Here is a 23,498-nt window from a genome sequence, read left to right on the forward strand (position 1 = left end):
AGCGGGCCGCTTCTCGAAGCGGGGCGTGAATTATAATCGCGCCAATCTCGAAGTCAACTGTTTATTTCAGCCGGTTGATTCAGTCATTCACCTCGGTGAGATCTTCAATCAACCGCTGCAAAACCTGATGCTGCTTGGGTTTTGCTGGACTTCTATTGCTGCCTTCAGCGACAACGTGGGGGCGTATTCTACAGACCCTGTTCAAAGAGTCAACCAATGGTTGGAATTTATTATGGTCTACTTAAGTTACGCGGTTTTACATGCCTAAGAATCCCCTTGTATGCTGACGATCTCCTTCTATCAACAGAAACGATCAACTTACCCGCAAGACAATTACGTGACAGCCCTTTAAAACTTATTTAACACACAAACAAACCAGAAACTTATAAAATAACGTCATAAATAGACCTTTTTACTACAACAAACAGTGGTTGTCCTGCCATAGGGACGCTAAAATCTCCTTGCTGTCCACACGGGATAATCATTAGAACACGGTGAACCTCGATACGTTACGCCTCCCCAGACAGCGCCAGGTTCTTAAACTGAGAACGGATCACGAGCAACGGAACTTTATTGGACCGAACCCGCCAACCAGCAGTTCTGCCCAATATAAAGTAAAAATCACACCGACTGCGGTGCCAGGGCGTTATGTAGCCTATCCGTTGTATCTGCCATATGCGTTCTTGCGGCAAACAAACGTAGGTAGGCTGTCTTGAAAGAAACAAACACGAAATCTCCCGATTACTTCCATAAAGTAGTCGATTGCCAGTATGCGTGCCCCGCACACACCCCCGTTCCGGAGTACATTCGCTTGATCGCAGATAAGCGCTATACGGAAGCGTACATGATTAACTGGGAATCAAATGTATTTCCCGGAATATTGGGAAGGGTATGTGATCGCCCATGTGAACCCGCCTGTAGACGTGGGCGAGTTGAAGACACTCCTGTCGCCATCTGTCGCTTAAAAAGAACAGCTGCAGATCACAGGAATGATATAAGCAACTTACTACCTGGCATTCCAAAAGAGAAAAATGGCAAGCATATAGCCTTGATCGGTGCTGGCCCAGCTTCTCTCACCGTTGCCAGAGATCTGATGCCGAAAGGATACTCAATCACTATTTACGACCGGGATCAGAAAGCTGGAGGGATGATTAGAAGTCAGATCCCAGCATTTCGCTTACCGGAAAAAGTACTTGACGAAGAAGTGGGCTATATCCTCAACATGGGGGTAGAAACTCATTTTGGCACTGATATAACCAGCCTGAAGGAACTGCTCGATAAACAATATGACGCTATATTCATCGGTACCGGTGCCCCTAGCGGTCGAGATTTGGATATTCCAGGCAGAGAGGCTGCCGGCGATAACGTGCAGGTAGGCATCAACTGGCTGGCAGGAGTCGCGTTTGAACATATCAAAACAGCCAAAAAGAAAGTCATCGTACTTGGTGGTGGCAATACGGCTATGGATTGCTGTCGCACAGCATTACGCCTGGGCGGGAAAGATGTAAAAGTAGTCGTCCGTTCAAGCTTTGAGGATATGAAAGCCTCTCCATGGGAAAAAGAAGACGCCAAAGCCGAAGGAATTGACATAATTAATCATCAGGTCCCCAAAGAATATGTAATCAAGAACGGCAAATTAGCTGGAATACTGTTTGAAAAAGTTGAGTCGATTTACGACGAAAACGATCGCAGAAAACTGGTACCAACCGGTGAAGAGCCAAATCTGATCGAGTGTGATCAAGTATTGGTAGCTATCGGACAAGATGCAAAATTCCCTTGGATCGAATCCGACCTGGGTATTGAGATGGACCAGTGGGGTATGCCGGTACTCAATAGTGAAACCTTGCAGTCGACATTACCAAAAGTATTCTTTGGAGGTGATGCCGCCTTTGGTCCCGAAAATATCATTACCGCTGTTGCCCACGGTCACCAGGCAGCAACATCGATAGACCTCTTCTGCCAAGGTCTCCCCCCTGAACAGAGACCTGAAGAAAGCTACACTCTGACCAGTCAAAAGATGGGAGTTCACGAATGGAGTTATCAGAATGCTGTTTGTAACGAAACTCGCCAGGCGGTTCCCCATCTGAATAAACGCAAAGCTCTTAGCAGCATCTCTGCGGAAGTGGAACTAGGCTTTGACGAGCAACTGGCACTAACAGAAGCCTCTAGATGTTTAAGCTGTGACGTTCAAACCATCTTCTCGGCGAACCGATGCATTGAATGCGGTGCCTGCGAAGATATCTGTCCCATGGATTGCATTAATTTCACTGCAAACGGGGAAGAAGTCGACCTTCGATCTCGATTACGTGTACCTGCACCACTGGACAAGCAAGGCAATGAACAAGCTCTATATGTGTCCGCTGATCTGAAAACCGGTCAGATTATGGCCAAAGATGAAGATGTCTGTCTGCACTGCGGGCTCTGCGCTGAACGCTGCCCGACAGGTGCCTGGGACATGCAGAAATTTCAATTAAGTCTGACGTAGGTTGCTGAACGATGCCAAAAATCAAATCCATCAATGAATTTGTAATTCGTTTTGCCAACGTCAATGGAACCGGTTCCGCCAGTGCCAACCTGATGTTCGCAAAGTCACTGTTTCGCATGGGCATCCCCGTCAGCCCCCGAAATATCTTTCCATCCAATATCCAGGGGATGCCCACCTGGTACGAAGTTCGCGTCAGCGAAAAGGGTTATCTGGGCCGTCGCGGGGGAGGCGCCGACATAGTCGTCGCAATGAATTCTCAAAGCCTTCCCCAAGATATGCGCAACGTGCTCCCAGGCGGCTACTTTCTCTACGACTCGACTAAACCTCTGGACCCACAACTACAGCGAAAAGATGTCAATATCATTGGAATTCCGATCTCTGAAATCTGCCTTCGGGAATATGAAGACCCCCGACAGCGCCAACTGTTCAAAAACGTTATCTATGTAGGGGCTCTTGCTGCACTGCTGAATATTGAATTTGACGTTCTCAAAAGCATGGTTGCAGACCAGTTCAAGGGCAAAGAAAAACTCATTATTCCAAATATCTACGCTCTTGAACTGGGACATCAAGCCGCTTCCATTCAGTACGATTGCCCTCTGGATATCAGCGTAAAAAGAATTAACTCTACTCATAACCACATTATGATTGACGGCAACACAGCGACAGGTCTCGGTGCGGTTTATGGCGGAGCCACGGTTGTGGGATGGTATCCAATCACCCCCTCAACCTCGGTCGTAGAAAATTTCATGAAGTACAGCCAACGATTACGTATTGATCCAGCCACCGGCAAGAAAAACTACGCAGCAGTCCAGGCCGAAGATGAATTGGCTGCCATTGGAATTGCCATCGGTGCAGCCTGGAATGGTGCCCGCGCCTTCACAGCTACCAGCGGTCCTGGCATCTCCCTGATGACCGAATTTTTAGGGCTGGCCTACTTCGCTGAAGTACCGATAGTACTGATTAATGTTCAGCGTGCAGGCCCCTCTACCGGAATGCCTACCCGCACTCAGCAGTCGGATATCCTCGCTTGTGCTTATGCGTCCCATGGAGATACCAAGCACGTCCTCTTATTTCCTTCTTCCCCGAAAGAATGTTTCGATATGACCGCTGAGGCTTTTGATCTTGCAGAAAGACTGCAAACTCCGGTTATATTGATGAGCGATTTGGAGCTGGGTATGAATGATCACATGAGCGATGAGCTTAATTGGGATGACAGTCGTCGATATGACCGAGGCAAGGTACTCAAAGCTAAACAGTTGGACAAATTAGAAGAATTTGGCCGATACCTAGACGTAGACAACGATGGGATCTGCTATCGCACTTATCCTGGCGCCCATCCGGAGATTGGCGCTTTCTTTACCAGAGGCACATCCCGTGATCGTTACGCAATATACAGCGAACAGGGCGATGTTTATGTAGATAATGTTGATCGCTTAAATCGCAAATTCAAAACTGCATCCCAACTCATCCCCGCACCGGAAATAACGATTACCGGTAAGACCAATAAAGCAGGTTTGATCTATTACGGCACTACATCGGCGGCCATTCAGGAAACACTGGACATACTGGAGGCTAAAGGGTTGCAAGTGGATACACTACGAATACGAGCATTTCCGTTTAGCGAAGAAGTTGAAGCCTTCATTGACGCTCATGAACAACTGTTTGTAATCGAGCAAAACCGTGATGGTCAGCTGCGCACCCTTTTGGTGAATGAACTGGAAATTCATCCTAAGAAACTAATCAAGGTGCTGCACTATGATGGACTGCCAATTACGGCTCGCTTTATCAGTACCCAAGTATCAGAGCACCTACAGGACAGTTCTTCTAAACCTTCCACGAAAACAGTAGAGAGTCGGTAAATCATGAGCTATCAGAAATCCACATTTCGTCACCCTAAGCTCGCATTAAATGATCTTGGCCTGACCCAACAAGCTTATGAAGGCCCGTTATCCACCCTTTGTGCAGGATGCGGACATGATTCGATAGGCGGTGCTATTATTCAAGCCTGTCATGAGCTTTCTCTCCCGCCTCACCGCATTGCTAAATTGTCCGGCATCGGCTGCTCATCTAAGGCACCAACTTATTTCCTGAACAAGGCACATGGCTTCAATTCAGTCCATGGCCGTATGCCTTCCATCGCAACGGGTGCCAACATGGCCAACCGTGATCTGGTCTACGTAGGAATGTCTGGAGATGGAGACTCTGCTGCCATAGGTCTGGGTCAATTTGCTCATGTCGTTCGACGGCGTCTGAATATGCTCTACATTGTTGCCAACAATGGTGTTTATGGACTCACGAAAGGACAAACTTCTGCTACTTCCGACAGAGGCTCCAAAAGCAAAGGCGGTGAAGAAAACCTACTGGAGGGCTTTGATCTTGCAACGATGGCGCTACAATTAGGTGCAACGTTCGTAGCACGGAGCTTTTCCGGTGACAGAGAGCAGCTAATTCCCCTTTTAAAAGCAGCACTGAGCCATCAGGGCTTTGCCTTTATTGATATAATTTCCCCCTGTGTCACCTTTAACAACCACGGAGGATCCACAAAAAGTTACGACTATGTTCGTGATCATGTACAGACCGCATCGGTAACCGATTTTATTCCTGTAAAAGAAGAAATCATCAGCGCCTGTCCAGTAGGAAAAACCTGTCGTGACATCTGCCTTCATGACGGCTCAATTATCAGATTGCAGAACGTCGGAGAAAGCTATAATCCTGAAAATCGCCAAGAAGCGATTACAGCAATTGAGCAGTGTAAAGCAGAAGGGGAAATACTGACCGGGCTATTGTATCTCGATCACAAGGCAGAAGACCTGCATAAGGTACTGGAAACCACAAGCAAGCCCCTCAACACTTTGGCAGAAAGCGCTCTATGCCCAGGCAATGACGTATTGAGCGTTATCAACGATAGCTTTCGATAAGTTATCGGCTGATTGCGATTTGATCAAGGCCATCGGCATATACCACTCATAACAAAAGGGAGCCTTATAAGGCTCCCTTTTGTGTATCGATCAGAAACAATTCATCAGGCTGACACCGTCGGCCCCATAACGGTCCCCCATAACACAGCAGTCACCGCCAGCATTCCAACCAAAACAACTAATCCAACAGTCAAGATGGATGAAGAAAATGCCAGCGCACGGCCTTCAGGAACATCCATCAGCACGGGCACCCCCGTATACAGCAGCCGGATAGTCACAGCAACAGCCGCCATACCCACCAGCACATCAACCCATAAAATAGGAATCAATGCCGACAGTCCCGCAAGAAATAAAGGTGTTGCGGTAAACGTTGTCAGGACCATGCAGTCATCGAAGCTCGACTCAGACCCATAAGTATTTTTCATCCAGTGAATAAACCATGCCATGATTCCTGCTCCGGCTAACAAAGCAAAGTAAAACGCAATTGCTATGGGTAAGGCACTGGCAACAGTCAGACGGAAGAAATTTCCCCCACCAATACTCCACCCCATCTGCGTCGTCCCGATAAAGGCAGCTAATGGTGGAATAGCAGCTAAAAAAACTATATGTGATGCATAGCATCTTAGCGTCGTGTAATGTTCTTCTCTAATAGATTTCCATTCATCATTTGGGTGATACAGTACACCAAGCATATGTTCAATAAACACTAAACACCTCCAGGCAGCAGCTCACTTTAGCCTCAGATCCCACGAACAATCATGGGTCAAAGATCTTATTCTCACTGACTATTTTAGTATAGCCCTAGGTAGCCTAGTACAATCCCCAGATAATTAAAGTCAACTAATGAGATATCACACCCCGCAACGATAAATAACTCTGCTACCGGGAATCTGTCCGAAAATCCCCCCTTGAAATCGGGTTTAGTACACGCGCCAAAAACAACAAACCCAGTACACCAGTGTATATAAGCACCTCGCCATAATCAGATCGGATCTGCCAGTAGTAATGAACCAACACTAGAATGGCTATAACGTAAACCAGACGATGGAGCCGAGCCCAGTTCCGTCCCATATATTTCATCGCCGATTTAAACGATGTCACTCCCAACGCCAGCATAAGTAAGTAACCAGCAGCTCCCATCGAAATATAAGGCCGCTCAAGAAATTCTTCGTATATTTGACTCCACTGCCACTCAAGCATTAGGGCAATGAATGCAAGAAGATGGGTACTGGCATAGAAAAGCGCATAAAGGCCAAACATACGCCGATACTTTACCAACCAGCGCCATCTGAACCATACTCTTAGAGGTGTAACGAACAACGTTAACCATAGGAAGCGAATAGCCCACTCACCATTAATTTTCACCACTGTTGAAACTGGGTCAGTCCCCAGATCATTGAGAAATATCCGATAAATAAGCCAAGCCAATGGAGATAAACCGAGCAAAAAAATCCCCCACCAAACCAACAGGTGGCGCTTGCCGCTAACTAAAACCACTTAGTCAAATCCATTCCGCTGTAAAGCTGAGCTACTTGTTCAGCATAGCCATTAAACGGCAATGTCTGCATCGTATTTCTATCAAAGAGAGTGCTGGGAAGTCGTCTTTCCAGTTTTTGACTCCAGCGCGGATGATCCACAGCAGGATTAACATTGGCATAGAATCCATACTCTCGAGGAGCAATTTGTTGCCAGGTATTAACGGGGGCCTGCTCAGTAAAGCGAATTTTAACTATTGATTTGATGCTCTTAAAACCATATTTCCAAGGGATAACAATTCGTAGAGGAGCACCGTTTTGAGGAGGCATAGCACGGCCGTATAGCCCCACGGCAAATATACTCAGCGGATGCATGGCCTCATCCATACGTAAACCTTCAACATAAGGCCAGTCAATGGTACTGAAAGCGGATGCCTGCCCTGACATCTGTTCCTTATCAACCAAGGTGGTAAATTCAACATATTTGGCCTTAGAGGTAGGCTCAAAACGCTTTAATAATTCTCCCATGGAAAAACCAACCCAGGGCACCACCATCGACCAGGCTTCAACACACCGAAGTCGATAAATCCTCTCCTCCAAAGCATGGGGTTTCAGGATATCCTCTAAATGAAACACGCCTGTTTTAAGTGCCTCTCCTGCAATTTCTACAGACCAGGGGTCGGTTTTGAATGCCTGTGCATTTTTCGCAGGATCCTGCTTATCAGAGCCAAACTCATAAAAATTGTTATAGCGAATTACATCCAGATAAGGGGTCAACTCCTCATCCGTTCGAAAAGGACCTGCTTGAAGATTATCTAACGTCTTTTCAAGCCAACCGGGACCCCGATATGTCGGTATATCCGGGTCTATTTCATAAGGCCTGCCAGCAATAGCAGAAAAAGAGGATAGAACACCGGTATTCAGCAACGCAGCGACACCTATACTCTTGCCAATAAACGTTCGACGGTTAAGGTAAATGTCTTCTGGAGTTATTTCCGAAGAGCGAATACTGGCGGTACGTTTAATCAGCATGAAATCACCTGTCACTGGACAACTACTGGACTCGAATTAAGTTAAGTGCAACAGATCCAAAAACTCATTACACCGCTGCTTAGGTAGGCTGAATGTCCCTGCTACTTCCCGGATTCCACTTCGTAGCTGAAAATACAGAGACAACTCCAGGTTAATTAGTGAAGACAAAAGATGAGCTAAAGGGTTCCCCAAGCCCAAACCGCAGACAAGAATAACGACCAGAGGAAAATCGTCATAGCTGGATAAGAACTCAAAAATGAGGACTTAGTTTCTGTTACGCCGCCGTAAGCGAGTAAGTGCCAGAACAGGCCCCGAGCAGGCATAGCCCAGAAAAATCAGCCATAGCAGGGTAGCTGGATCAATAGATATAATAGCAAAGATCAATACAACTAAAAGCAATGAAACAAAAGGGACCTTTCCTTTAAAATCCACATCCTTAAAGCTGTGATAATAGATATTACTAACCATCAGAATCCCGCTCGCAGCCACCAATAATGCAGTTGCGAATGCAAACATCTCTGTGTCGATAGAAAACTCAGTACCCACCCATACCAAACCAGCAACAAGAGCCGCTGCGGCTGGACTTGGCAAACCAACGAAGAAGCGTTTATCAACACTGCCTATCTGAGTATTAAAGCGAGCTAAGCGCAATGCTGTCCCTGCGACATAGATAAAGGCAGCACACCAGCCGATTTTTCCAAGAGAACTCAGGGACCAGGTAAATGCCACCAGAGCAGGGGCCACTCCAAAAGACACCATATCTGCCAAACTATCATACTCAGCGCCAAACTCACTTTGAGTATTGGTCATCCGAGCAACCCGTCCGTCCAGCCCATCCAGTACCATCGAAACAAAAATGGCAATAGCAGCTTTCTCAAAGTTGCCATTCATGGCCGCTATAATGGCAAAAAAGCCCGAAAAGAGCGCAGCTGATGTGAACAAATTGGGCAGAAGGTAGATACCACGACTGGGCTTCTTTCGTGGATTGCTTTTGATTCCATCTTTCGGCAGTTCAGAAGCCTCATTTGAAGCCTTGATCTGCTGAGGCTGTTGCTCCTTAGATTGTTGATCTCTCGATTCTTCAACCATCTCTTCTTTGCTTCCTGTTTAACTGTGCCTTGGATAGGAGCGCTATAATAAATAGATTATTTGATGCTGCCCACCCCTGAAGGCTGTCAATCGAAAGACTGAGCGGCACCACCTATGGTTTTTGAATCATAATAAAGCAAGCCCGCCAGTAATAGTAAAAAATACACACTTCAATAACTGACAATCAGTGACCATTTCTTCAACTATTCTCTGGCAAAAAAAAAGCGGCCTACGAGGCCGCTGCTTTATTGTAGCGATATCAATTAAAAACTAAGCTCGCCTTCCGGTTTCTCTTCTGTACTTTCTTTTGGAGCTGGTAGACTCAGCAACTGAGAACGAATAAGAGAATCTATCTCATTGGCAACTTCCGGATTTTCTTCCAGCCACTTAGCGGAGTTAGCCTTACCCTGGCCTATTTTATTACCTTTATAGGCATACCAGGCGCCTGACTTATCCACAATCCCCTGCTTAACACCCAGATCAATAAGTTCACCCATCTGATATATCCCTTTACCATAAAAGATCTGGAACTCAGCCTGTTTGAACGGCGGTGATACCTTGTTCTTTACAACTTTAACCCGGGTCTCATTACCAACAACCTCATCTCCTTGTTTAACCGCTCCTGTTCGGCGGATATCCAACCGGACAGAGGAGTAGAACTTCAGAGCATTCCCCCCTGTAGTGGTTTCCGGAGAACCGAACATGACACCGATCTTCATACGTATCTGGTTGATAAAGATCACCAAACAATTAGCGTTCTTAACATTGCCCGTAATTTTTCTTAAGGCCTGTGACATCAAGCGAGCCTGAAGACCAACATGAGTATCCCCCATATCACCTTCTATCTCTGCTTTCGGGGTTAAAGCAGCTACAGAGTCGATCACCACCACATCCACAGCATTCGAGCGCACCAACATGTCGGTAATCTCCAATGCCTGCTCTCCTGTATCAGGTTGGGAAACCAACATATCATCAAGGTTAACACCCAGTTTCTCTGCATAGATAGGGTCCAGCGCGTGCTCTGCATCAATGAACGCACAGGTTTTGCCCAACTTTTGCGCTTCTGCAACCACCTGTAGTGTCAGTGTAGTTTTACCAGATGACTCAGGACCATAGATTTCTACAATGCGTCCGAAAGGCAAACCACCTATGCCTAAGGCTATATCCAACCCCAGTGAACCGGTGGAAACAGAAGGAATTGCTTCACGGGGCTGATCCCCCATGAGCATAACGGAACCCTTGCCAAACTGGCGCTCAATCTGACCCAACGCAGCTGCTAAAGCTCTTTTTTTGTTATCTTCCATTTATCTCACCCCAATTGTGATATCGCATTCTAGACTTCAAGCTGTCAAAAACCGGCGCCGGAGTCATAATCAACAATGAGCAGGCACCACATAAACTACTGTATATTTGCTCAGTATTATTTCACAAAAAGATTGAAACGCAAGCCTTCTGGATACTTTAACGATGACGATAAGCTAATCCATTGAAACTTCTGGAATAGTGCTCAAGGAAAGCAGGATAAGCGTTAAGGCAACTCAGTTTTCGCTGATTTACTCAGGAATAACCCTATAGACAGCACTGGTTTATGCCGATTGAAAGCAATCGATCTCATGAAGCTGGAAACCCTGGAGTTTAGAACTAAACTAATTTGTGTTCTCAGGTTTCAGTGTCTCAGATCAACGGAACAGGGTGTAATCAACTAATTTATAAAAAGTTCATTTCGATAGCAGCACAAGGTTACTGGCTATGAATAAATTCACGGAAGTCTATACAAAATGCAGATCAGTTGTACAAGCAGGAAAGTTCTCAACCGACGGATGGCAGAAAACACTCGATGATGCCGGGATTAAAGGGCTGTTCAGCAGCACCGGGTTTGATGAGAAGCATAAAGCAGGCCCGGATAAGATTCGCACTAAAGTCAGTAATGAAACATCTGGATGGTTTTCACAGACATTTTTTGGTGGCGACAACAAAGGAGAGGTTATCTATAAAGCAGCAGAAAATGACAGTGCCTCAGCCACACATAAGGATCGAGCTGCAACATTGAAAATGATCACCCACCTTTACCGGCAAAGTAAAAGGGGAGGACAGGATGTCTGGGTCTATTCGCCGCCGAAAGAATATACCAAATGGATCTTTGATGAACTGACAGGAGACGAATCGAGCATCAAGGCTAAACTCAACAAGAACGAGGAACTATTTTCAGATAAAGAAAAAAAGCATATGTCTGATGCGCTGCTAATGGCACTAAAAGTTTCAGAAACCACCAAGATAGAATTGGCCAAAAAGTCAGATAAAGTCAAAAAGCTGGTAAAACGCTGGTTTTTGGATGACAGCAGTGGCGACACTGAACTAGATGAAGCAATAGCAAAGCTCACAGCTGGATTTAATAAAGTAGCAGCGACCTGCGGGTCAACAACATTGGTTTTTACTGATTATCCTGATTGGCGAGCCAAACGAGCCTCATACATGGGAGGGGCCATCCCTGGAGGTGAAGGAGGAGGGTTTCCAATTATTTATATAGAAGGAGCTTTTGGCAGTTATGCGGGAAACAGTGGTATGCTTTGGACTTGTGCACGAACCATTATTCATGAATTTACCCATCACGATGTCAGAACCAAAGACCATCAATACAGACATACCGGTTTAAAGCCGAAAACGACATTCCCCTATAGCAAGGCAATAGAGAACGCTGATAGCTGGGCATGTTTTGCAATCGATCTCGCAGGATACCTGTCAAAAGCAGATAGAATTAAGTTTCTTGTGTAACCTGGACAAGCAACAGGCAAGCTTATAAACATGAATGGAATTAGAAAGTTTATATCGGCGCTATTTATCGTGCTGTTGGGATGTACCTCAAGCCCTCAACAGGTTGACGCTGAAATGACAAAAACAAAGGAAACCAAGGTGATGATTAGCGCTGACAGACTCCCTCCCGCCGAAGTCGATCCTGTCGTTGTAGGACAAGTGAAATACAACGTTATCCACTGGGGTAAAAACCGTGGCTTAGACCAGAATGGAGGATACATTTCAGCCACTGATGCCTCCTCCGACAAAGAAATATGGGTTTTAAAAATCTACTCGACTGAATACGATCCTGAAATGGAGGAAGATGTACAGGACGTTTTTATCAAATCAATGTCTAAAGTCTGGTTCAAGAACAAGCTCAAGATAGTCAATGAAGACGATCAAAAATATCTTCTGGATCTTGATACAAAATCTGTTACCCAGATCGAATAAATCAACATTGCTTGAGTAGCCTATTGGTCATTTAGCCACAGAACAAAGCACGACACTTCAACTACAACAATGGCCAACAGGCAACAGGCAACAGGCACAGAATTTTCAACCGAAGGTAAGAGAGAACAGGTGGATATCTGTAAAAGTAGTTGGGGGAGGCTGTGCTAAGGAGGAGGTATTACGAAAAATCGACTCCAGACTGCTCACATAACAATTTTTCAGTCATGCACAAAATCCCTGGAGACCTTGTAAATAATTCTATGTATCTTCCAACCTCAATTAAGCCTCTGCATTAATCATATAAATTGAAAAATATCATTTTTTAGTCTCAGACTGTCTTTAAACTGCTAGAATCTGGGATATATTCTCAATACCTGCCACTCTCTGCACTTCTCTACAAAGAAGGGATGTTTGAAATGATCAAGACATGCTTATCAACAACTATCGTAGCTTTATTGTTGCTGGGCTTGACTGGTTGCCAGACGGCAAATACCGTTCCTCCAACAGAGACGCAAGAAACTGAGCCAACTAATCTAACAGTTGATCCGTCAACAACTAAGCAAAACGAGAGATCAACAACAGCAAATGAACAAACCTCATTGACTCCAACGGCACAAGCAAGCTCATCTAAATCAAATACAGCCAGCACACAAACCAGAGAAACCTCGATTAAGACGAGCACCACGACGAGTAAGTCCCCTGCCAAACCATTAAAAACGACTGTAAAAACGCAAACAACGAGTGAAAAAACAAAAGACAGAACTCAAACGGAAACTGTAAAAAAACGTCCACCTAAAAAAGTTATTACCGCAAATGCCACAACTACGTTAAACAGCACACTGAAAAAAACGGCTTCCTCAGAGTCTCCATCGAAGCAGGCAACAACACCAGAAAAACCCGTTTTGACAGAACATAAAAACTCGATTACACCATCAATAAACAGCAAGCAACCATCAACAAACAGCGACCAACCACCTGCCATTGGCGAGACAGCCAGTGTTAACCCACCATCTCAGAACGCAGAAGAAGAACCAGAAAACACAACCCCCCTCTCAAGTGAAGACAACACCGATTTACAATCCACATTAGCGATGGTCACTCCCTTACCTTCTCCCCGAAATGATCTGGAATTGGAAGAATTACCGATAACATTCAACCGTTGGACTCTGGAATTGGCTCAAACAGCCTCCGTAAGCGAATGCCTGCTACGGTCAAAGGCTGTTCCCATAGAAGACGGCCAGGGTAGCACCACTTTAGTGGCACAGATAACCGAGGATGCGTTTATTCTAAAAACTCGCTCGATTATAGACACCAGCTACGAGAATACCGGAATACAGATTGATCAAGGACAGCGAATACCAATCGAGCAACTCCATACTGAAGAATCCGTTATATACTCATCCGGTTACACACGTGCTATGGACCTGATGAAGCAAGGAGAAACGTTAACGGTTTCCCTGGGTTTTTGGCCAACCTGGCCAATAACTCAAGCCTATGAAGCGAAAATAGATCTCACAAGTTTTGACCAGGCTCTTGAGTCATTGAGACACTGCTCTTTATTGCTGCGTCAATAAACTATAACCATAACTAAAAATCACAAACAAACGGGTACGACTATGGGGTTACGGCTAAAATTCAATCTGATCTTATGCCTGGTTACTTGTATTGGCCTGCTTCTGGCGGGCTATTTCGGCGATCTGTTATTAAAAAAGAATGCCAGAGAACAAGTTCTACAGACAGCTCAGATTATGATGGAAAGCGCAATCGCTGTTCGGAACTATACCGTCAGTGAGGTAAGACCATTGCTGGCTGTTCAACAACGCAGGCAGTTTATCCCTCAGACAGTACCCGCCTACGCAGCTTCCAAGTACATTGCCAAACTACAGGAAACACATCCGGATTACAGCTACAAGGAAGCAACTCTTAATCCCACTAATCCACAAAATCGAGCAGCGGCCTGGGAAGAAGACATTATTTCCTACTTTCGCAGTCACAGAGATGAAAACACTTTTGTTGGCGAACGGGATACACCTGCTGGACGTTCATTATTTTTCAGTCGTCCCATCGAAATTAAGAAACCCGGTTGTCTAGCCTGTCACAGCCGAGCGGCAGACGCTCCTCAGACGCTAATTGACACGTACGGATCAGCCAATGGTTTTGGTTGGAAATTAAATGAAATCGTTGGAGCTCAGGTTGTCTCAGTCCCAATGGAGCTTCCTTTTGAACACGCCCGATCGGCTTTTCAAACATTTATGGGAGCATTAATCGGAATATTCTTTCTGATAATAATCTTGCTCAACATACTTCTGCATTTCTTTGTTATAAAACCCGTTCGACTGATGTCCGCCAAAGCGGAAGAAGTCAGTATGGGAGCTCTTGATGTAGAAGAATTGCCCGTCAAAGGAAATGATGAAATCTCATCACTTGCACATTCCTTTAACCGCATGCAGCGTAGCCTGGGCAGCGCAGTTAAAATGTTAGATGAGACCATGGACTAGCCCTCCAATCACCTCAATCAGATCAGCACTGAAATATAGCTTGGTGGAGTTCTATTTCAGCGCTGACCTCGATTCAGGTAATATGGGGCCTCAAATACAATTGCGGAATAAACAATCAGGCTGAATGATGCCCCCCTTCTTCAAAAAAAGCTCAACACCGTGTCACCACTTCCCATCAACTGTCATCGGAACATCGAATGGGATACTCTTTAATTTCATCAGCATAAGTTATAGGCATAACGCCTGCGCCGTTAACCGCCCACATCGGTAAAAAATAAACGCCCAGTTGCCCACATCGACTCGATTTAATTGGTATCACGAATGACCTCCGACCCACATATCATCAGTAAATATAAGATCTCCAAAGTACTTGGCAAAGGTGCTATGGGGACCGTATACAAGGGTTTCGATACCATCATCGAACGCTGGGTCGCCATAAAGGTATTGCACCCGCACCTGCTTGAGGGGGAAGGCGGCGAAGACCTGGCAAAACGTTTCAAACAAGAAGCACAAGCAGCAGCCCGATGTCTGCATCCCAATATCGTAACGGTATTTGATTACGGTATTGAACAGGATACCCCTTACATAGTGATGGAATATGTTGAAGGAGTAGAGCTGAAAGAATCCATTAAAAATCAAGGCATAGACTCGGTAGTCCAGGCAGTAAGGATACTGCTGCAAGTTCTTTCAGCCCTTGAAGTCGCCCACGCGAAAGGAGTTGTTCATCGCGACATAAAACCTGCCAATATTATTTTATTGCCGGACGGACAAGTAAAAGTATCTGATTTTGGTGTTGCTCGATTAGACAGTTCAGACTTGACCAGTGCTGGCTTTATGGTTGGCACTCCCAATTACATGTCGCCAGAAGGACTTCGAGGATTCAAAGTCGATAATCGATCTGATCTCTATAGTGCAGCTCTATTGTTGCTGGAAATGGTTACACACAGTAAACCCTATGCAGGCCGAAATACGGAAGAGCTGCTAGATGCCTTAAATTTACAGACACGTCTTGAACCCTTATTACGCAGAGATCTGCAATCCGTGATACGAAGAGCCCTGGAAACCGACCCAAGTCATCGTTTTCAAACTGCAGCCCTTTTCAGCAAAGCCCTGGGTGGACTTATAGAGACACGTCAGGAAGATCAGGACGATCAAAAGACCATGGTTATTCCGGCAGCAGCGTATCCCGGTGATTCAGAACCTGGTTATCAGCTTAGTCAGTCTCAGGCCAGCAATTGGAACCCAGATCTATTGAAAGTCATTGAGCAAAGCCTGGTAAAGTATATTGGCCCAATGGCCAGTGTGCTTATCCGGAAAAATAGTCGCACGATCTCAGGGGTGTCAGAGCTTTCCCAAAAGTTGGCTGAACAAATTCCCTCTGTAGACGATCGACAGCAATTTCTTAAACAACTCAACAAGACAGGAATCTATGAACAGGCGATATCTGGGCTCCAGCCTTCTTACAGTACCTCAGCTATTCAGTCTGCAGAGAGCGGTCTGAAATCCTCAGCCAGTTACGTTGGAACACCCGACAAAAGCATCACAGCGGAAGACATTGAAAAAGTCTCGAAAAAGCTGTTGGTACATGTCGGTCCATTGGCACCCAGGATTGTCAAGATGGCTGCCAAAAATTGTGCAGAGCTACCTCAGCTAATAGAAAAAGTCAGCAGCCATATTCCTGATGATTCAGAACGCCTAAGCTTTAAGAAGAGTTTCGAGTAACGCAGTGCTCTCAGGGCGTACTATCTCAAGCCTCAGATCAACTGAAAATGGCTGAATCACCAAAGCTGGGTATCATTAGGAGCAAAACTGCGCATCATCTGCTCAAAAACAGGATCTGACACATCCGCATTAATTGCTAGATCAGTTGAAGTCATTATGTATACTCGTGCAGGCTCCAAGTTACTCAACATCACGACTTGTTTTTGCTTGAACCGTCCACTCCCCTGCCCCCACTCATAGACAAACATAGCACCTTCTATCTCTCCTCTTTTACCATTTGCCTGATGAATAAGAGCAAAAGAGTCCAGACTGGTACGAAGGCTCGACACCTGCTCGTCAACAAAGGAGCTAACTGAAAAGCCTTCCGTAGGGAGTTGAAACCTGATGGTAAGGTTTGCTGAAAAGCCATTATGCTGTTCCAGTACAAAAGTATAGCTTGAGGCATCAATACAATTCTCGGGCAATTCAATGGAAAACCCTGATCCTTGAAACTCGGACAATGTACTTCCCTTCCTTAATATTTACAGTGAATAGCTGCATTCAATTTCTGAATTTAACCATAAGCTTAGTACAAGAGACTGAAGGAGCCTGCAAATAAGCTCCGTTGGCTATGGATTGAAGATCCAGGGAACTAGTTCACGGGTCGCATAGATTTCCTGGACCTATTTGAGCATCAGCGTACTATAATCCCAAACGATGACTGTAAACTTTAATCTCAAACTTTAACCTCAAACTATAGTTACATAACTGGCAGAGCCTAACAAATCAGCTTGAAGAAGACGCAATCCAACCTGATTTCAATTAGACTTATGCAATTTCTGGCAGGGAGAGATCAGAAGTGCCTATTACACAATCAGAAAGAATTATTTCCATACAATCACCACTAGGCTCTGACACACTGGTTTTTCAGCGTATGACAGGCCAAGAGTCTCTGGGACAGTTATTCGAGTATAAATTAGAGATGCTGAGTGAAGATCACAGCATCCAATTCACGGATTTACTGGGTCAGAATATAACCGTCGAACTAGAGGCGGAAAACGAAGAGACAAGGTATTTTAATGGATTTGTCAGTCAATTTGATTACTCAGGCACCGTCGATAGATATTCCATCTATCACGCAAAAATCAGGCCCTGGCTCTGGTTTCTGACTCGCACGGCGGACTGTCGGATATTTCAAGAACTCAATGCAACCGATATTATTCAGGAAGTATTTCGAGACAATGGATTCTCAGACTTCGAGCTGTCTGTAAGCCGATCTTGTACACCGCGAGAATATTGCGTGCAATACCGAGAATCAGATTTCGACTTCGTTAGCCGACTGATGGAAGAAGAAGGTATTTACTACTACTTCAAGCATGAGAGCAGCAAACACACCCTCGTACTGACGGACGATATAAGCTCTCATGAAAACTCAGGAAAAATACTCTATTACCCTCCAGATCAGGACCGCCGAGACGAGCAACATATAGATCACTGGCGTACAAAAACCCAGGTCAGATCAGGGAAATACGTTGCAGATGATTTTGATTTTGTAAAACCCAAACAGGATTTGGAGTCTCGTTCCGCAAACCCAGGAGGTCATGAGCAGTCGGATAAAGAAATATATGACTATCCGGGAAACTATTATGAAAAAGGACTCGGGGATGACTTAACTCGTATACGACTGGAAGAACTTCAGTCTGTCGCCGAAGTGGGCAGAGGCCGGGGCAATAGCTCTAAAATTACAACAGGTAAGCTATTTGAGCTCAGCGATTATCCCCGAGAGGACCAAAATACAGAATACTTGGTCACCGAAACACAACTAGACATCTGGTCCGATCAATATATTTCTCAATCGGCCTCTTCAGAAAGCAACACCAGAGAAGATGTTCTGCGTTGTAAGTTCAGAACTTTGAAAAGAACCACCCCCTTTAGATCCCCTTCTATAACGCCTAAAACTCGAGTAAAGGGCCCCCAGACGGCTATCGTTGTGGGCCCTTCTGGTGAAGAGATATACACAGATAAACACGGCAGAGTTAAGGTTCAGTTTCACTGGGATCGACTCGGTAAGTCTGATGAAAATAGTTCCTGTTGGATTCGTGTATCGCAAAATTGGGCCGGGAAACGCTGGGGAGGTGTTTTTCTGCCACGAATCGGTCAAGAAGTCATAGTAGACTTTCTGGAAGGCGATCCTGATCGCCCGATCATTACCGGACGTGTATACAATGGCGATAATACCCCTCCTTACGGATTACCCGCTAATAAGACCCAATCAGGCATCAAGTCCAGAAGCAGCAAAGAAGGCAGCGAAGATAATTTTAACGAGCTACGTTTTGAGGATAAAAAAGGTCAGGAAGAAGTCTATTTTCATGCTGAAAAAGATTTTAACCGGGTGGTTGAAAATGACGACACGCTTAAAGTCGGATTCGATAAAATGGACCCAGGTGACCAGACTATCGATATCTACAACAATCGCACGGTTACTATTGATCAGGGTGACGACACTCTAACGGTAAAAACAGGTGATCGAACAGATACGATAGAAAAAGGCGATGACACTCATACGGTAAAACTAGGAAATCTTACAGTTAATGTTAACGCAGGCAAAAGCTACCATGAAGCAGCACAATCTATTGAACTTGTTTGCGGGGCCAGCAGCATTAAACTGGAACCGGCAAAAATTTCGATCAAATCCCCCCAGATAGAAATCAAAGCAGACGCCAAGCTTGATGCAGAAAGTCCTATGACTACGGTAAAGGGTACTGCTGTGCTGACACTGAAAGGTGGAGTCATACTCATCAATTAAGGGGGAGATAAAAATGAACGACAAGCTGCAATTGAAGAAAATCACCGCCGGCACAGCAAAGGAAATTTGTGATCGCTATGATCCATCGCCTGAAATTTGCTCCCGGCTGGACGCAACGCTTAGTCCAGGTGAACTGCTTGGAATGTTGCAAACAGAAGACCTTTACGCCGATGCGCTTCAATTTATGGTGTTTGCATTACCTAAACGGGAAACAGTATGGCTGGCCTGTTTGGCCGCGCGTCAGAGCTTATCAGAAAGCCCCTCTAAAGAAGATCTTAGTGCTATAGAGTATGCCGAAAAATGGGTATTCGAGCCCAACGAAGAAAATCATCAGGTACTCAAAGCCGCTGCTGAAGCGACAGGGATGAGCACAGCGGCGGGCATGGCAGCAGCAGCAGGCAACTGGGCCGACGGTAGCCTGACAAGCAAACAAAGCCCCCCTGTTACGCCACCAGAAGAGCTTACTAAAGAGGCCGCCTGGGCGGCGATAATTCTTACACTTTCAAAACTTCCGGCGGACCAGACACCTCAAAACCAGAAACTGTTTTTGGACAAAGCTGTCGATATCGCAAATGGCGGCTCCGGTCAATAGCACTCAGAGCTATTGCTGCTAAAAATTGAAGAACTGGAACGGTGCATTCATAGCCAATTGAAAGCAATAGTAAATAATTCGAAAGAAGGTCTTGATAAAAAAAGTAATTCCGGGATACTTCTCAGCTCCAAGTGACTATACTCAATTTTGAAAATCATATTGGAGGGAGGTCAGAACTCAGTCTATGCTCTATTTGCAGGCATGGTTTTGTTACCCGCTGGCCTGTAACTAGTTTAGGCGTACTATAATTGACCACCACACCGTTTAAACCGCAGAAAGCAGGCTTTAAGGGTGCGGTACCAGACAATAGCTGAACGGAAACTCGGCGACAGCACATAAAAGTTCTTGTTAGACAGGGAATATTATTTAGTCATGAGTGCAATTGATGTAGAAGCGCTAACCCAGGAAATATCACCGGAAAGCCCTTGTGGTGATGATCTGGAGTACGATCCGGATTTCGGTGAACTGGAGCGCACCGCTCAAAGAAAAGAAGAACAGCAGATTGGCGACATGGTCGTCGATGCTGAAGAGCCTGATTGGAAGTCCGTTAAGAAACAAGCCTCGGCGCTTTTATCCCGCGCCAAAGATATTCGAATCATCTTGTATTTGCAGAGAGCTTCCCTCGCTGTTGATGGATTAGAAGGATTCAGGGACGGCCTCAGACTCCTGCAGGAATTACTGGAGAGTCATTGGGATTCAATCCACCCTCAACTTGATGAAGATGATGGCGACCCAACAATGCGCATCAATGCCCTGGTGTCTCTTTGTGACGACTCAGCGACATTGCGACCACTTCGTCTTACTCCCTTGGTTAATTCCCGCACATTTGGAAGTTTTAGTTATCGAGATTTAGCCATTGAAAGTGGTGAACTGCCGAAACCAGAGGATGGAAATTCTGCTGACTCAGCCGCTATCAATGCTGCTTTCATGGATGCAGATCCTGAAGAGCTTCAAACGACATTTACCGCGGCTTCCGAATCTTTAGAGCATATCCGAGCTATTGACGCCTATATCACCGATCAAGTGGGGGCAGGTGATGCACCGAGTTTCAGTGAACTTCAAGGCTTGCTCCATAGCATAAAGCAATCTCTTTCAGCACGTTTGTCAGATCTTGGAGTGTCTGAGAGTACCGACGATGCTACAGAAGCAGATACTGAAACAGCAGCAACCAATTCCCAAGGAGGGCAACAAGCATCCCTAAGCGGGCAAATAACCAGTCGGGAGGATGTCATTCGCGCTCTGGATAAAATCATCGAATATTATGACCGTAGCGAACCGGCAAGCCCGATTCCTATCCTGATGGTTAGAGCAAAGAAACTTGTACCTATGGGATTTATCGACATTATCAAGAACATTGCACCAGACGGTCTCAGTGAAGTAGAACGGATTAGGGGCCCGGAGGAAGACGATGATGACTAGTGAGACAGCTGTTGATATGACAATTAATATAAATGAGATTATCACTCTCAGGAGGTGACCCGTGGCGGAAAGCAGTCAAAAATTCATAGCACGTAACCGAGCACCGCGCGTTCAGATTGAGTACGACGTAGAGCTCTATGGTGCGGAAAAAAAGGTCCAGCTTCCATTTGTAATGGGCGTACTGGCGGACCTGTCGGGTAAACCCGAAGAAGCACTTCCAGCAGTCGCTGACAGGAAAGCTCTAGAGATCGATGTGGATAACTTTGACGAAAGATTGAAGTCAATGAAGCCTAGAGCTGCCTTTCAGGTTCCAAACACATTAACCGGTGAAGGCAACCTAAGCGTCGATCTGACCTTTGAAAGCATGGATGATTTTTCTCCGGCAGCCGTCGCGCAAAAAGTGGGAGCCCTTAGTGAGCTTCTAAAAGCGCGTACACAGTTATCTAACCTAATGACCTATATGGATGGTAAGACAGGAGCAGAGGATCTGATATCCAAAGCACTTAATGACCCTGCATTACTGCAGTCCTTAGCTTCTGCACCAAAGCCCAAAGAGGATAATGCAGACGCATCCACTCCGGAGGAGGACTAAACAATGGCCGAAATGGAAACTGAAGCTCAAGGCGCGGCAGAAGCCACAGGCCTTGAGGCAAATGAATTCACTTCCCTGCTAAGTCAGGAAATCAAACCAAAGTCCGATAGGGCACGAGAAGACGTAGAAAACGCTGTTCAGACACTTGCGGAACAAGCCCTGGCGTCATCAATTACAGTCTCTGCTGACGTGACTGTAAACATTAGAGAAATGATCGCGGAAATCGATAAACGACTGACCGATCAGGTCAATCAGATTCTGCATAATGAAGAGTTTCAAAAGCTGGAAGGGGCTTGGCGCGGTCTACATCACTTGGTGAACAACACAGAATCGGATGAAATGTTAAAAATCCGAGTGATGAATATCAGCAAAAAAGACCTCCACAAAACAGTTAAGAAATTCAAAGGAACTGCCTGGGATCAAAGTCCTATTTTCAAAAAATTCTATGAAGAAGAATTCGGTCAGTTTGGTGGAGAACCTTATGGCTGCCTGGTCGGCGACTATCATTTCGATCAGAGCCCTCCAGATGTAGAACTTCTGGGTGAAATGGCAAAAATCAGCGCCGCCGTTCATGCACCGTTTATCGCGGGAGCAGACCCTAAGGTCATGCAGATGGATTCCTGGCAAGAGCTAAGTAATCCCAGAGATCTGACTAAAATATTCCAGACTCCGGAATATGCCGGCTGGCGCTCTCTTCGTGAATCTGACGATTCAAGATATATCGGATTGGCTATGCCACGTTTCCTGGCAAGACTCCCATATGGCGCTAAAACAGATCCGGTTGAAGAATTCGACTTCGAAGAAGATACGGAAAATGCTGACCATAGAAACTATACATGGGCAAACTCAGCCTATGCTATGGCTGTGAATATCAATCGCTCTTTCAAGATGTATGGCTGGTGCTCACGCATTCGCGGAATCGAATCCGGTGGTGCTGTAGAGAATTTACCCACTCATACCTTCCCCACTGATGATGGCGGTGTGGACATGAAATGTCCTACAGAAATCGCCATTAGTGACCGTAGAGAAGCGGAACTGGCTAAGAACGGGTTCATGCCATTAGTGCATAAGAAGAATTCTGACTTTGCCGCCTTTATTGGTGCACAGTCGTTGCAGAAGCCAACAGAGTATGATGATCCGGATGCTACTGCTAACGCAAACCTGGCGGCTCGACTGCCTTATTTGTTTGCTACCTGTCGGTTCGCCCACTATCTTAAGTGTATTGTCCGAGACAAGATCGGTTCCTTTAAAGAACGTGACGATATGGAGCGTTGGTTGGGCAACTGGATCAATCAATATGTTGACGGTGATCCCACTAACTCCAGCGAAAATACAAAAGCCAGGAAACCCCTGGCTGCGGCCGAAGTTGAGATAAGTGAAGTTGAAGGTAATCCTGGGTACTACAATTCCAAGTTTTTCCTGAGACCTCACTATCAGCTTGAAGGGTTAACAGTCTCTCTGAGACTGGTATCCAAACTTCCCTCGGCAAAAGGAGGCGGATAGCCTCTAAGGCTTTAGTTATAGAGCCGAACGAACGGATTACAACTTGTTAGACAAGGAAAATTGAGCAATAAGTGGTAGCTCAAAACGATAAGGGTAGGAATATAGATAATTCTTACTCTCTTCAATAACAGAAGTTGTTAAAAAC

At 45.6% G+C, this 23,498-nt stretch carries 20 protein-coding genes; 14 read left to right on the forward strand and 6 right to left on the reverse strand.

Annotated elements, in window-relative coordinates; all coding sequences use genetic code 11:
- The 4 genes from BGP75_RS06010 to BGP75_RS06025 all read left to right on the forward strand — a co-directional run.
- Positions 1–268, forward strand: a 268-nt coding sequence (locus tag BGP75_RS06010) for a hypothetical protein (RefSeq protein WP_233152855.1), incomplete at its 5' end; no start/stop codon positions are given.
- Positions 269–712: 444 nt separating this feature from the next.
- The gene (locus tag BGP75_RS06015; protein WP_076716563.1) at positions 713–2,485 is read left to right on the forward strand and encodes an FAD-dependent oxidoreductase; all 1,773 of its coding nucleotides are present in this window, start codon (positions 713–715) and stop codon (positions 2,483–2,485) included.
- Between the two features lie 11 nt (positions 2,486–2,496).
- Positions 2,497–4,344 carry a 2-oxoacid:acceptor oxidoreductase subunit alpha gene (locus BGP75_RS06020; protein ID WP_076716565.1) on the forward strand — a complete coding sequence of 616 codons (1,848 nt, stop codon included), beginning with the start codon at positions 2,497–2,499 and terminating at the stop codon, positions 4,342–4,344.
- Between the two features lie 3 nt (positions 4,345–4,347).
- Entirely contained in the window at positions 4,348–5,403 is a 1,056-nt protein-coding gene (locus BGP75_RS06025; protein ID WP_076716569.1) for a 2-oxoacid:ferredoxin oxidoreductase subunit beta, read from the forward strand.
- A gap of 104 nt (positions 5,404–5,507) precedes the next feature.
- On the opposite strand, the gene BGP75_RS06030 is transcribed toward BGP75_RS06025, so the two are convergent.
- The 5 genes from BGP75_RS06030 to recA form a co-directional block, all read right to left on the reverse strand.
- Complete coding sequence (locus BGP75_RS06030; RefSeq protein ID WP_083704652.1) at positions 5,508–6,110, reverse strand: Yip1 family protein; 603 nt, start codon at positions 6,108–6,110, stop codon at positions 5,508–5,510.
- A 172-nt stretch (positions 6,111–6,282) separates the two neighbouring features.
- Positions 6,283–6,900 carry a sulfite oxidase heme-binding subunit YedZ gene (locus tag BGP75_RS06035; protein ID WP_076716571.1) on the reverse strand — a complete coding sequence of 206 codons (618 nt, stop codon included), beginning with the start codon at positions 6,898–6,900 and terminating at the stop codon, positions 6,283–6,285.
- Positions 6,891–7,910 (reverse strand): protein-methionine-sulfoxide reductase catalytic subunit MsrP, encoded by a 1,020-nt coding sequence (gene msrP / locus BGP75_RS06040; RefSeq protein WP_076716574.1) that lies wholly within the window; start codon positions 7,908–7,910, stop codon positions 6,891–6,893. The genes BGP75_RS06035 and msrP overlap by 10 nt, the downstream gene beginning before the upstream one ends.
- 264 nt (positions 7,911–8,174) lie before the next feature.
- Positions 8,175–8,999 (reverse strand): CDP-diacylglycerol--serine O-phosphatidyltransferase, encoded by an 825-nt coding sequence (gene pssA / locus BGP75_RS06045; RefSeq protein ID WP_076716576.1) that lies wholly within the window; start codon positions 8,997–8,999, stop codon positions 8,175–8,177.
- A 263-nt stretch (positions 9,000–9,262) separates the two neighbouring features.
- The gene (gene recA, locus BGP75_RS06050; protein ID WP_076716578.1) at positions 9,263–10,303 is read right to left on the reverse strand and encodes a recombinase RecA; all 1,041 of its coding nucleotides are present in this window, start codon (positions 10,301–10,303) and stop codon (positions 9,263–9,265) included.
- Between the two features lie 445 nt (positions 10,304–10,748).
- On the opposite strand from recA, the gene BGP75_RS06055 reads away from it, so the two are divergent.
- From BGP75_RS06055 to BGP75_RS06075, 5 genes are all read left to right on the forward strand, one after another.
- Positions 10,749–11,771, forward strand: coding sequence for a M35 family metallo-endopeptidase (locus BGP75_RS06055; protein ID WP_076716581.1), 1,023 nt, complete (start codon positions 10,749–10,751; stop codon positions 11,769–11,771).
- A 114-nt stretch (positions 11,772–11,885) separates the two neighbouring features.
- Complete coding sequence (locus BGP75_RS06060) at positions 11,886–12,242, forward strand: hypothetical protein (RefSeq protein ID WP_143820995.1); 357 nt, start codon at positions 11,886–11,888, stop codon at positions 12,240–12,242.
- 416 nt (positions 12,243–12,658) lie between these two features.
- Positions 12,659–13,816, forward strand: a complete 1,158-nt coding sequence (locus BGP75_RS06065) for a hypothetical protein (RefSeq protein ID WP_076716584.1) — start codon at positions 12,659–12,661, stop codon at positions 13,814–13,816.
- A 42-nt stretch (positions 13,817–13,858) separates the two neighbouring features.
- Entirely contained in the window at positions 13,859–14,740 is an 882-nt protein-coding gene (locus BGP75_RS06070; protein WP_076716587.1) for a DUF3365 domain-containing protein, read from the forward strand.
- Between the two features lie 321 nt (positions 14,741–15,061).
- A complete protein-coding gene (locus BGP75_RS06075; protein WP_076716589.1) occupies positions 15,062–16,462 on the forward strand; it encodes a serine/threonine-protein kinase in 1,401 nt (466 codons plus the stop codon).
- A gap of 56 nt (positions 16,463–16,518) precedes the next feature.
- Here the strand turns inward: BGP75_RS06075 and BGP75_RS06080 are convergent, their stop codons facing one another.
- Entirely contained in the window at positions 16,519–16,962 is a 444-nt protein-coding gene (locus tag BGP75_RS06080; protein WP_076716592.1) for a DcrB-related protein, read from the reverse strand.
- A gap of 338 nt (positions 16,963–17,300) precedes the next feature.
- Between BGP75_RS06080 and BGP75_RS06085 the strand changes: the two genes are divergently transcribed.
- The 5 genes from BGP75_RS06085 to tssC all read left to right on the forward strand — a co-directional run bounded on the left by BGP75_RS06085 (position 17,301) and on the right by tssC (position 23,353).
- On the forward strand, positions 17,301–19,247 hold the full coding sequence (locus BGP75_RS06085; protein WP_076716595.1) for a type VI secretion system Vgr family protein: 1,947 nt from the start codon (positions 17,301–17,303) through the stop codon (positions 19,245–19,247).
- Positions 19,248–19,260: 13 nt separating this feature from the next.
- Positions 19,261–19,839, forward strand: a complete 579-nt coding sequence (locus BGP75_RS06090; RefSeq protein WP_076716598.1) for a DUF6931 family protein — start codon at positions 19,261–19,263, stop codon at positions 19,837–19,839.
- 372 nt (positions 19,840–20,211) lie between these two features.
- Positions 20,212–21,258 (forward strand): type VI secretion system protein TssA, encoded by a 1,047-nt coding sequence (gene tssA / locus BGP75_RS06095; RefSeq protein ID WP_076716601.1) that lies wholly within the window; start codon positions 20,212–20,214, stop codon positions 21,256–21,258.
- A gap of 61 nt (positions 21,259–21,319) precedes the next feature.
- Positions 21,320–21,850, forward strand: coding sequence for a type VI secretion system contractile sheath small subunit (gene tssB, locus BGP75_RS06100; RefSeq protein WP_076716603.1), 531 nt, complete (start codon positions 21,320–21,322; stop codon positions 21,848–21,850).
- A 3-nt stretch (positions 21,851–21,853) separates the two neighbouring features.
- On the forward strand, positions 21,854–23,353 hold the full coding sequence (gene tssC, locus BGP75_RS06105; RefSeq protein WP_076716606.1) for a type VI secretion system contractile sheath large subunit: 1,500 nt from the start codon (positions 21,854–21,856) through the stop codon (positions 23,351–23,353).
- The last annotated feature ends 145 nt before the right edge of the window (positions 23,354–23,498 follow it).

Origin of the sequence: Motiliproteus sp. MSK22-1 (assembly GCF_001968815.1) — a bacterium.
GTDB lineage: Bacteria > Pseudomonadota > Gammaproteobacteria > Pseudomonadales > Balneatricaceae > Motiliproteus.

What these genes read in the sequence shown, in the direction of transcription:
- BGP75_RS06090 (WP_076716598.1), top strand. Translation starts at nt 19,261, where the DNA reads ATGAACGACAAGCTGCAATTGAAGAAAATCACCGCCGGCACAGCAAAG.
- msrP (WP_076716574.1), bottom strand. Translation starts at nt 7,910, where the DNA reads ATGCTGATTAAACGTACCGCCAGTATTCGCTCTTCGGAAATAACTCCA.
- BGP75_RS06075 (WP_076716589.1), top strand. Translation starts at nt 15,062, where the DNA reads ATGACCTCCGACCCACATATCATCAGTAAATATAAGATCTCCAAAGTA.
- tssA (WP_076716601.1), top strand. Translation starts at nt 20,212, where the DNA reads ATGAGTGCAATTGATGTAGAAGCGCTAACCCAGGAAATATCACCGGAA.
- BGP75_RS06070 (WP_076716587.1), top strand. Translation starts at nt 13,859, where the DNA reads ATGGGGTTACGGCTAAAATTCAATCTGATCTTATGCCTGGTTACTTGT.
- BGP75_RS06065 (WP_076716584.1), top strand. Translation starts at nt 12,659, where the DNA reads ATGATCAAGACATGCTTATCAACAACTATCGTAGCTTTATTGTTGCTG.
- recA (WP_076716578.1), bottom strand. Translation starts at nt 10,303, where the DNA reads ATGGAAGATAACAAAAAAAGAGCTTTAGCAGCTGCGTTGGGTCAGATT.
- pssA (WP_076716576.1), bottom strand. Translation starts at nt 8,999, where the DNA reads ATGGTTGAAGAATCGAGAGATCAACAATCTAAGGAGCAACAGCCTCAG.
- BGP75_RS06025 (WP_076716569.1), top strand. Translation starts at nt 4,348, where the DNA reads ATGAGCTATCAGAAATCCACATTTCGTCACCCTAAGCTCGCATTAAAT.
- BGP75_RS06060 (WP_143820995.1), top strand. Translation starts at nt 11,886, where the DNA reads ATGACAAAAACAAAGGAAACCAAGGTGATGATTAGCGCTGACAGACTC.
- BGP75_RS06055 (WP_076716581.1), top strand. Translation starts at nt 10,749, where the DNA reads ATGAATAAATTCACGGAAGTCTATACAAAATGCAGATCAGTTGTACAA.
- tssC (WP_076716606.1), top strand. Translation starts at nt 21,854, where the DNA reads ATGGCCGAAATGGAAACTGAAGCTCAAGGCGCGGCAGAAGCCACAGGC.
- BGP75_RS06020 (WP_076716565.1), top strand. Translation starts at nt 2,497, where the DNA reads ATGCCAAAAATCAAATCCATCAATGAATTTGTAATTCGTTTTGCCAAC.